Source organism: Cyanobium sp. NIVA-CYA 375, assembly GCF_056108345.1.
The window spans coordinates 1-8,575 of the sequence record NZ_JBSYHW010000087.1 but is presented as its reverse complement, the minus strand read 5'-3'; the positions used below and the strand labels follow the sequence as shown (position 1 = coordinate 8,575).

Genomic DNA, 8,575 nt, shown 5'->3' with positions numbered 1-8,575 from the left:
TTAAATAGAGGAAACTTGCCTTGGCGCCTTCCTGTCTATGGATTAAGGGGTCCTCAGGAATACCCTTATGGCGCCTTAGGACTGGCTGGATCGCACCTGCACATCCCTGGCATTCAGGAAATCCGATCAGTTGGAGAACCTCTGATCGCCAAGCATCCCTTCCCTCGGACAAGGGAGGAAGTAGTCGCTGAATTAGATGAACTGATCTTCCTTCAGGGCAGGCGCTGCGCCAATGAGATCGGTTATGAGTTCAATGGTCATCCGCGTCTTAAACTCTATGATTATCTTCAGGCGAGGGATACCGATCGGGCAAGATTCAAGGATCAACACAAGGCAGGTGGTCCAAACATACAGACGGTAATGATCTGGCCCGATGGTTTGAAAATGACACGCCCCTACTTGGGTGGGTGGATGGCTCTGAGTGTTCTTCTCAAGAAACACGGCAAACCACCAACAGAGTAGGAATTCATATGGGCTGCCCTCAATGCAGCGATTTCAGCAGCTCTGCTTGCAGCATGGCTTTACAAGTGGATTGAACCTGCCTCCCGTCTCAAGCCTAGGCCAACAGAAGTCACAGATCGTCTTACAGTTATCTATGGCGAAGACGATTCAGGTACCCCTATTGATAACCCCAATGGCTTTTCTGGCGTGCCGCGCCATCCCACTTACCCCTCCGGTCACAGCACCGTAGGGGGGGGGGGGGGGGGGGCTACTGCCGAAAGACTTAAACGCTTCTTCCCCGATAGCGCTGACTCAGATGAACTCGACAAGTTGGCAGACAATTCCGGACTTGCCAGGATGTGGGCCGGAATTCACTATCGGGCAGACCATGAGTTTGGCATAGCCTTGGGTGCGGCGGTTGCTCGCCTTGTATACCCCGTTAGCCCTAGCTGATCAGTTCACTTCGCATCGCTGGCTGTCATCCTTGATGGCAGCCAGTCAATTGGTGCATGGTTAATGACGACCCTAGTGAATTAACCCATTAGACAGTTGTCTCTATCTCTGTTGGCCAATTTCCCTTCCCTGGCAGCGGCCGTGGAGACCGCCAGCCCGTCCTGCTGTGCCCAGCTGCTGGTGTTCCTCCCGCGCCAGCTGGAAGACGCCCTGTCCCTGATCCGAGCCGTGAAGGGCAATCAGGCGGTAGTGCTCAATGCCAGCACGGCAGAAGCTGCAGAGACTCAGCGGCTGCTTGATTGCGCCCACGGCGGCATGATGGCAATCGACGACCAAAACCACCTCATCGATGCCGAGACGTTCCTACTAATTCCTGCCCTGGCCGGGTGGAGCATTGGCCGTTGAGTGCCTGAGGCCTCCTCCGGCTTTTAGTCCAGAGACTCCACACCCTCCTCAACAGCAGGAGCCGAGCGCCTCGCCGGCAGATAGATCCACTCCCCCGCTGGCAGCTGGGTGGAGGGCAGATAACCCGGCACCAGCAGTTGCATCCCGGCTGGGATCGGCGTGGTGGAGCGATAGATGGGCAGAAGCAGGGTGGTGCCGGCCGGCAGAGGTTCATCGCTGGGCCAGTTGCTCAGCTCCGGGTTGAACTCGCGCAGCAGGGAGAGGGTGAGGTTCTGCTCGGCCGCCACGCTGCTCAAGGTCTCGCCCTCGCCTGTGACATTGGGCTGGCTCAGCTGCAGCACCGGGTTGAGGCTGCGCAGCTTGCTTTCCGTGGTGCCGTGGCGGCCAGCCAGTACCGCCAACGAATCACCCTCAACAGCGGTGATCGTTTGGGTGCTTTCCAGCTGGGGGTTGCTCCGCCGCAAGGTGGCCACGGTGGTCCCGTAGCGCTCGGCGATCAGGTTCAAGCTGTCGCCAGCTCTGAGCACCAGCACGCTGTGGGGCCTAAGCACCAGCTGGATCGCTTCCCCCAGCAGCGGCTGCACCAATAAACCGATGCCGCCAGGGCCGTAGTCCGCCCCGAAGTGCTGCACCAGGCAGCCGGCGAACTGGGCACGACCTCCAGATGGCAGACCACCCTCGGGCCGCAATTGGGCCAGGTCCCCCAGCCACATCACTCCCTGACAGGGGGCCTGCACCGTGCCCAGCAGCGTTGGGTCCCAGGGCAGCGGTGCTTCGTCGCGGAAGCCGGGGGTGGCCCAATCGAGCTCGGCCGCCAGCCAGTCGAAGGTGTTGCTGGTGCTCACCGGCAGGATCGCTGAGCGGCAGAGGTAGCCCCGCAGCAGCACATCGCCAGGGTCGGTGAGGGCGGTGTCGTTGTAGCCGCCAACAATTCCCTGCTGCTCGAGGAAGCAGTCGATCACATGACGGCGGATGGGGACCGGGTTGCGGCTCTCGGGACGGTCCACCTCAAACAGGCAGAGGCGGGCATTGGCGTAGGGCTGCAGGGCCAGCCAAAGAGGCGCAGCAAGGGGCTGAGCCACCCGGCTGTCGATTGCCGGGCTGGCCGCTGGCAATCCCACCAGCTGGCCCCACTGCCCTGCAGCACGCACAGGGTTAAGGCCCTGATTTAGCGGCGAGAGGGGCTGCTCCATCGCTCAACCCCGCACAAGTGATCCTTGGAAGGGATCGGTGTTGCACTGGCGCCAGTTCTGCAGCCTTGGCAGCAGCAGCGCCAGCTGGCCGGTGTGCTGACTGCGCTGCCGGTTGAGCACCACTGCCGGTGACGGCCCCGCGGGGTCCCACTCGCTCTCGGTTTCTTCCAGCAGGAGCTCGGTGGCGTAGTCGACCACCGCCAACTTGCTCAGCGGCAGCGGGTTGGGCACGACGCCACCGGCTACGCCCTTGCGCCGGATGCGCACCGGGCTGTTCACGTCCACCGGGGTCAGTACCGCCAGCTGCTGATCCAGGCCCGCGATGGCATCGAGGTGGACCTGGGCAGTGCACACCCCCGTGGGGTAGTGGGTCTGCAGCTGGGCCATCTCCCGGTTCAGGGCAGAGAGAGAGGGTGAGCTGACAGGAATCGAGAGAGCAATGCGCAGGGCTTCTGCGTCGCCTGGGCGCCAAGTGCAGGTGGGTGAGGAGGACTGGGTCATGCCCTCCGTTGCCAGCTCAGCTGCCCCCAGTGATCTCGCCCAGTCCCAGCTGCTGACGCAGCTCGGCCCCGTCGACCACCCCACGCTCATGCAGCACAAGCCACTCCTGCACCGAGGGCTGGGGTTTGCGCGGCGGCTGCGGCGGCACCAATGGGCAAATCTCCACGCTGCAGGCCGGCGTGTCGGAGAGCTTTTCGCCGGTGAGGCGGGTCCACTGATGCAGCAGGGTGCTGAGCATCGAGCTCTTCTGGCCCGCCAGTGACTGCAGCACCGCAAAGCTCTGGCCGGCGGTGAGCGAAATCTCCAGCTCGGTGCGGGCTGGCCCATGGCCGCCAGCCGGGATCAGGGCGTCGCGGCGCATGGCTTCTTCCAGCTGCTGCAGGTAGGCCCGGTGCTCCGCCAGAGAACGAGCCTCGATTTCGACCCACTGGAACGTGGCCCCCTCGGGCAGGTCCATGAAGGAGGAGGTGGAGAGCACCAGGCGCTGGGGGCGCTGTCCTTCTGCGCCACCGGTGGCCGAACCCGAGCACAGGGCGCCGTCGCTGCGGCGGAAGCCGTAGGCATCCACCAAGCCGGTGCGTACGCCCACCGGCAGGGCGGTGCGGGAGAGGAGGTCTTCGTATTCGCTGCGGCAGCGGTAGTGGTTGAGGTACTGGTGCGCCAGACCCAGGTGGGGCAGATCGCCTTCGCCAAAGGCGGTGCCATCCACCGAATACCAGAGGGCCGGTAGGTCAAAACGCTGGGGCAGCAGCGAAGGCTCCCCTACCGGCACCACGTCGTAACCATCGACAGCGCCGGGGTTGGGGTTGGCCTGCCAGCTGCTCAGCACCAGGCCGTCATCCGTCACCAGAAGGCTGCGGTACAGCCAGGCTTGTGGATCCGGCACCAGACCGCCGTGGGCATCGATCAGCACGGTGGGTACAGCCGCATTGCCGCTGGCGAACCGGGGCGGCAGGGCCTGGCGGCGCGGCTCCCGCCAGACGATCTCCACTGGCCCCGATGCCGGAGCAGCACTGGCGGAATCGGTAGGGAGGCGCCAGTTGAGTAGGTCGCCTCGGGGCACCAGTTGCAGCCGCGGCAGGGAGAGTCGGTCACCCTTGGCAAGTGCTTCCAGCCGGTCACCTTCTGAGGGCCAGCGGTGCTGGGGCGGCAGCTGCAGGATCAGGCAGCCGCCATCGCGCAGGGTGAGCAGGTCAGCAAGGAACAGGAACACCCCCAGATCGGTTCCCTGTCCATCGACATCGGTGGCCACCCGGCTCAAGGAATCGGGCAGCTCCTGCCAGACCAAACGCGACAGCATCCCGGCGTAGGTGCGCAGGGCATCGCGGTAGAAGCCGGTGGGTCTTGCTGCCTCCAACCGCTTGAGATAACAGGTCTCGGGTTCTTCTATGCCGCGGGGGAGATATAGCGGCCGGCGGCTGGTGCCGTCGGGGAGTTCGAGCAGGGTCCAGCAGTCGTAGACCAGTTGGAGTCGGTCGCGCAGGCCAGAGAGGGTGGGGTGTTCCAGCCAGGGGGGATCGTTGTGGTTCGCAGAGGTCCTGAGCCTGGTAGCGGAAGTGTGTCCTGGTCGGCTGTTGGTGGACATTGGACCCTGATTGGATCTCAGCTCTTGCCAGCGCCAGCGACACGGCAAGAGCGAAGGGCTGCAAAATCTGCAATGGTTTGCTGGATTGCCGGGCGGCCGAGGCACGCATGAATTTCGAATCGAAATGAACCCTTTGGCTCCTTGCGGGTGCTACTGCAGATCCGTGGACCAGGGCTGACCCGGACCAGATCCACTACCGTCCAATAGGGCTAAAATTCAATATGAATCAGCTGAGTTGCCTGCAAGAAAATGACTAGAGGGGTTGGGATGCGGTGGAAATAACATAGACAAAATCTAGCCATTGATAAGCGCTACCAATCATGAAGCTATACTGTTACAGCACTTGCCCAATTGATTTTTGGCTCGGCGCTATTACCGGCGAGCAGCTATTCAAAGCCATGTGGGATTCCTGCTGGCAAGATTGGGACAGCTTGGCTACAGCCTGCAAGCAGGTTGGCGAGCTCAAGGCCCAAGCAGAGGAGGCTTTCAAGGCGATTGGCTGGGAGGGCGACGCCCGCGAAGGTCCCTTCTACTTTGCGCTACCTGGTGACAACAATCTATTGATCGGATATATTGTAAAGCAGGATAACAACGGAGAATGTTTTATCGCATCTCCAGTGCCGCTGACGCATCTCGAAGGACTCGCAAGTCAAGTCTTTATAACGGCTTAGCAAAATACGCGGAATATTTTTAGCGCCTAACCGAGTTATCGAGCAAAGCAGTTTCTTTCGATCAGGGATTCCTTCTGAAGAGCTTTCTCTACAATTTGACTTCTTCGTTACTCCAATGGGAGCGCTACCACCCTGACCGAGCAGGCCTCAACAATCTGATGCCACAGCTCCCGCCTGATACCAAGCCGCTCAGTCATGACAACAACGCTGGCCCCGGACCCAAGCAGTCGCTGCCCCCGCGCATGCAGCTCCCGCCACGTCGGCGGCACCTTGAGCAAGAAGCCGTTGTCCCGCAGAAAATGCGTGATCTCCCCATTTGCATAGGTGCGTCCATAAGGGCGAAATGGTCCCCGTGAAGGGTCGTAGCGGCGGGCCGCTTTGATCAGCCCAATCATCGCCAGCTGCAGCAGGTCTTCCTTGGGGTGAACAGTGCGGCGAGCGAAGTTACCGGCGATCTTCTCCGCCAGATCCATGTGCTCGAGTGCCAGAGCGTCGGCAGCGGCATGGGGCCGCACGGGACGCTGACGCCGCGGCCGGTCGAGCGAAGCCTGACGGGCCGGAGCCCTCGGCGGATGCCGAGCAGGCTCTGCCCATTTGATCTCCAGCTGCCCCGCTCGCGCACAACAAGCCGGCGGGCGGTAGCGGCGTTGCCGCAGCATCCGCGACGCACCGGAAGTCGTTCCCACCAGCACCACCGTGATCGCCAACGACAGCTGAAGCACTTCTGGTTGCCCATCCACAAGCGCCAGAGCCTGCTGGGGCGACTGCTCAGGGGCTGCCATCACTGCACCCGTCATCGCCTTCTTTCCTCCTCCATCACCGGCTCACCAGCAGTGGCGTCACCACCGGCTGGATGCCCTGGGCTTTCCAATAGCGGCCTTCCAGCCAGAGGGCGCCGTGGCAGAAGGCATCCACCAGGTCCTTGCTGCCCTTGGGGAAGCGGATCGCTTCCTCCACCAAGGGCTGGGCGCGGTGGTGAAAGCGGATTTGTCCTGCTTCCACCAGGGGGGCGACGGCATGGGCGCGGGTTTCCTTGCTGCCTCTTGCAGTGATCGGCAGCATCCCCGGTACGCGGCGCCGGAGGGTTTGCAGCACCGCTGGGCCGTTGGCGGCGTCCTCAATCAGCACGGCATTGGGCCGCAGGCCCTGCTGCTCCAGCGCCTGCAGGCAGCCCAGCAGGAAGCGGATCACCTCCGGCAGGCCAAAGCGGTGCCGGGCGGCCCAGAGCACTTCCATCTCCAAGGCAGTGCTCTGAGGCAGCCCCTCGTGTTCGCCTGTGCGCGGATTGAGCGATCTCGGTGGTGGTGCCAGTAGGCCGGCCAGGCAGAAACCGCAGTAGTCGCTTTCTGCCTCCCCCTTGAAGGACAGATCACAGGAGAGAGCCAGTAGGGCGTACCGCCGCTGGCGGCCAGTGGCCGCTCCTGCCTCCTCGCGGGGGAAGGGCGGCCGGATCCACTGCCTCAGGAAGATTGAGCCCGACGCCGGGCTGGGCCGCTGCTGATACAGCGCCGCCCACCAGTAAGCGCCAAGGCGGGCACGGATCTTGATCAGTTCCGACAGGGGAAACCGCTCCGGGCATAGCGCCTCTCCCGGTTTGCGCCAGTCGGGGATCAAGGAGCAGGTGGGTGGCAGCTTGGGGCGTTCAGCCGGCTCTTCTGCAACAGCGGGTAGATCCAGCACGGTCCACTGCTGCGGCGCCTCGCCCAGCTCCTGCTCGTACAGCCAGCCGATCACGTCCTGGTGGTCCCAGCGGGTGAGCACCACCACCTGAGCCGAAAGATTCGGCTGCTCCCTGCCGTCTGGCCCCAGCACCATGGCTGGCTCGGCGCGGGTGAGCCAGACCGAGCGCAGCCAGTCGATCAGCTTCTGCCGCAGAGCAGGACTGGCGGCATCACCGGGGCCCTTGTAGGGGTCATCGATGATCCCCAGGCTGTAGCCCTTGCCGGTAAACGGGCCATCGACGCCGGCAGCAATGCAGCCACCGCGCTGACGGGTGAGCCAGTTCCCAACAGCAGCCGAATCGCGGGCCAGCAGATGACCGGTCACCCGGTAGAAGTGGCGCGCTTCTCGGGAGTGGGCATAGGCCAGTTCGGCCGAGTACGAGGCAATCGCCGAGAAGAGGTACGGGTAGCGCTGCAGGAAGTAGGCCGGGAACAGCTTGGAGACCAGGAGACTTTTGCCGAGGCGGGGAGGACAGGTGACGATCAAGCGGCTGAGCTGGCCATCGGCCACGGCTTGCAGCAGCTCGATCAGCACCTCAGCCCAGCGGTGGAAGCCATAGCGGGGGTAGGCCTCGGCAATGAAGCTGCGCAAGGTCTGGGGTTCCGCCTGGATTGGGGTGGTGGTTGTGGGCAGGTGCAGCAGGCCGGCGTCGCCCCAGGGGTCGAGCTCGCTAAGCAGCAGGCCGCCCCAGTCGTGCTGGGCCGGTGCCGGTGGAAACAGCGGTGCGGCCTGTGGCATAGGCGCTGCTGTCGTGATCGCCCTCATGCCCTCGGCTCCGGTGGCTTGATCGGTGCGCGCAGCAGGCCGCCGATTTCAGCAATCACCCGGAAGGCACCCACGGCAGCGCTGAACTGCTCGGAATCCATCGCCCGGCGGGCGCATTCGTTGAGGGCAAAGATCTGCTCTGCCTGATGCCGGCGGCGGTCGGTGATCAGCTCCTCCACCATCCGCTCGCGGGCGAGGTTGAGGTAGCGGTTCACCGTCTGGCTGTTGCGGACCCCCCATTTCTCACCAGCATTTTCGAGGATCTGTACCAGCGGCAATCGCTGAGCGATCCAAAGCTGGGACTCTGCGATGCGTCGCTCGATCTCCAGTCGGCTGGGTCTAGGGACTGGGATTGCCCCACGCTTCTGCCGCGGTGGATTGCCCTTGCCTACGGGGCGGCTGGGGTCAACGCCCACCGTCTCGCCCAAGGGCCGGCCGTCGGCGTCCTCTGCAGAAGCAGCAGTGCGCAGGGCTTCTATGGGATCGAGCTGGCGAGCCTCCAGCAGCGCAAGAGCGCTGGGATCAGCAGCGGGAGGGTGTCCGGCAGCCACGCGTAAACAACACCTGCAGAGGGAAAAGCAATGCCAACGCGAATGAGATGCGGTGTATTTGCGTTCCCGAAAGCATAGCCACGTTGCCAAGGGTTGCTCCCTGCCGTCGTGAGTCGCGCTACCGGTGCCGAGCGAGCCCGCTCCTGCCTATCCACTCAAGGGCTGCTGGCTGCTGCTGCTGGCCTGCCCGGGCCCGTCCAACAGGCCGGAGCGGTTCTAACAGCCTTCTAACAGCTGCTGTTAGACCCCAGATCCACTGCGCAGCAGCAGCTCTGGGGTGCTCTCCTC

Annotated in this window: 9 protein-coding genes; 3 read left to right on the top strand and 6 right to left on the bottom strand. The window is 63.3% G+C overall.

The annotated features are described in order from the left end of the window. Positions 1–462 (top strand): hypothetical protein (locus AC01FP_RS14875; protein ID WP_474481404.1); only part of this gene is annotated, 462 nt, incomplete at its 5' end. 543 nt (positions 463–1,005) lie between these two features. Then, positions 1,006–1,299, top strand: a complete 294-nt coding sequence (locus tag AC01FP_RS14870; protein WP_474481403.1) for a cell division protein SepF — start codon at positions 1,006–1,008, stop codon at positions 1,297–1,299. A gap of 23 nt (positions 1,300–1,322) precedes the next feature. Here AC01FP_RS14870 and AC01FP_RS14865 read toward each other — a convergent pair whose 3' ends face one another. The 3 genes from AC01FP_RS14865 to AC01FP_RS14855 are packed head-to-tail and all read right to left on the bottom strand — an operon-like array spanning position 1,323 to position 4,578. Then, entirely contained in the window at positions 1,323–2,492 is a 1,170-nt protein-coding gene (locus AC01FP_RS14865; RefSeq protein ID WP_474481402.1) for a LysM peptidoglycan-binding domain-containing protein, read from the bottom strand. Between the two features lie 3 nt (positions 2,493–2,495). Beyond that, positions 2,496–2,993, bottom strand: coding sequence for a hypothetical protein (locus tag AC01FP_RS14860; RefSeq protein WP_474481401.1), 498 nt, complete (start codon positions 2,991–2,993; stop codon positions 2,496–2,498). A 16-nt stretch (positions 2,994–3,009) separates the two neighbouring features. Next, the gene (locus tag AC01FP_RS14855) at positions 3,010–4,578 is read right to left on the bottom strand and encodes a DUF4055 domain-containing protein (RefSeq protein WP_474481399.1); all 1,569 of its coding nucleotides are present in this window, start codon (positions 4,576–4,578) and stop codon (positions 3,010–3,012) included. Positions 4,579–4,976: 398 nt separating this feature from the next. Between AC01FP_RS14855 and AC01FP_RS14850 the strand changes: the two genes are divergently transcribed. Further along, the gene (locus AC01FP_RS14850; protein WP_474481398.1) at positions 4,977–5,249 is read left to right on the top strand and encodes a hypothetical protein; all 273 of its coding nucleotides are present in this window, start codon (positions 4,977–4,979) and stop codon (positions 5,247–5,249) included. Between the two features lie 107 nt (positions 5,250–5,356). Here the strand turns inward: AC01FP_RS14850 and AC01FP_RS14845 are convergent, their stop codons facing one another. From AC01FP_RS14845 to AC01FP_RS14835, 3 genes are read right to left on the bottom strand one after another with little or no spacing between them, the layout of a single operon-like run. Beyond that, entirely contained in the window at positions 5,357–6,031 is a 675-nt protein-coding gene (locus AC01FP_RS14845) for a sigma-70 family RNA polymerase sigma factor (RefSeq protein WP_474481397.1), read from the bottom strand. 34 nt (positions 6,032–6,065) lie between these two features. Further along, on the bottom strand, positions 6,066–7,736 hold the full coding sequence (locus AC01FP_RS14840; protein ID WP_474481396.1) for a phage terminase large subunit family protein: 1,671 nt from the start codon (positions 7,734–7,736) through the stop codon (positions 6,066–6,068). Further along, positions 7,733–8,287 (bottom strand): hypothetical protein, encoded by a 555-nt coding sequence (locus tag AC01FP_RS14835; protein ID WP_255013542.1) that lies wholly within the window; start codon positions 8,285–8,287, stop codon positions 7,733–7,735. The genes AC01FP_RS14840 and AC01FP_RS14835 overlap by 4 nt, the downstream gene beginning before the upstream one ends. Positions 8,288–8,575: the final 288 nt, after the last annotated feature.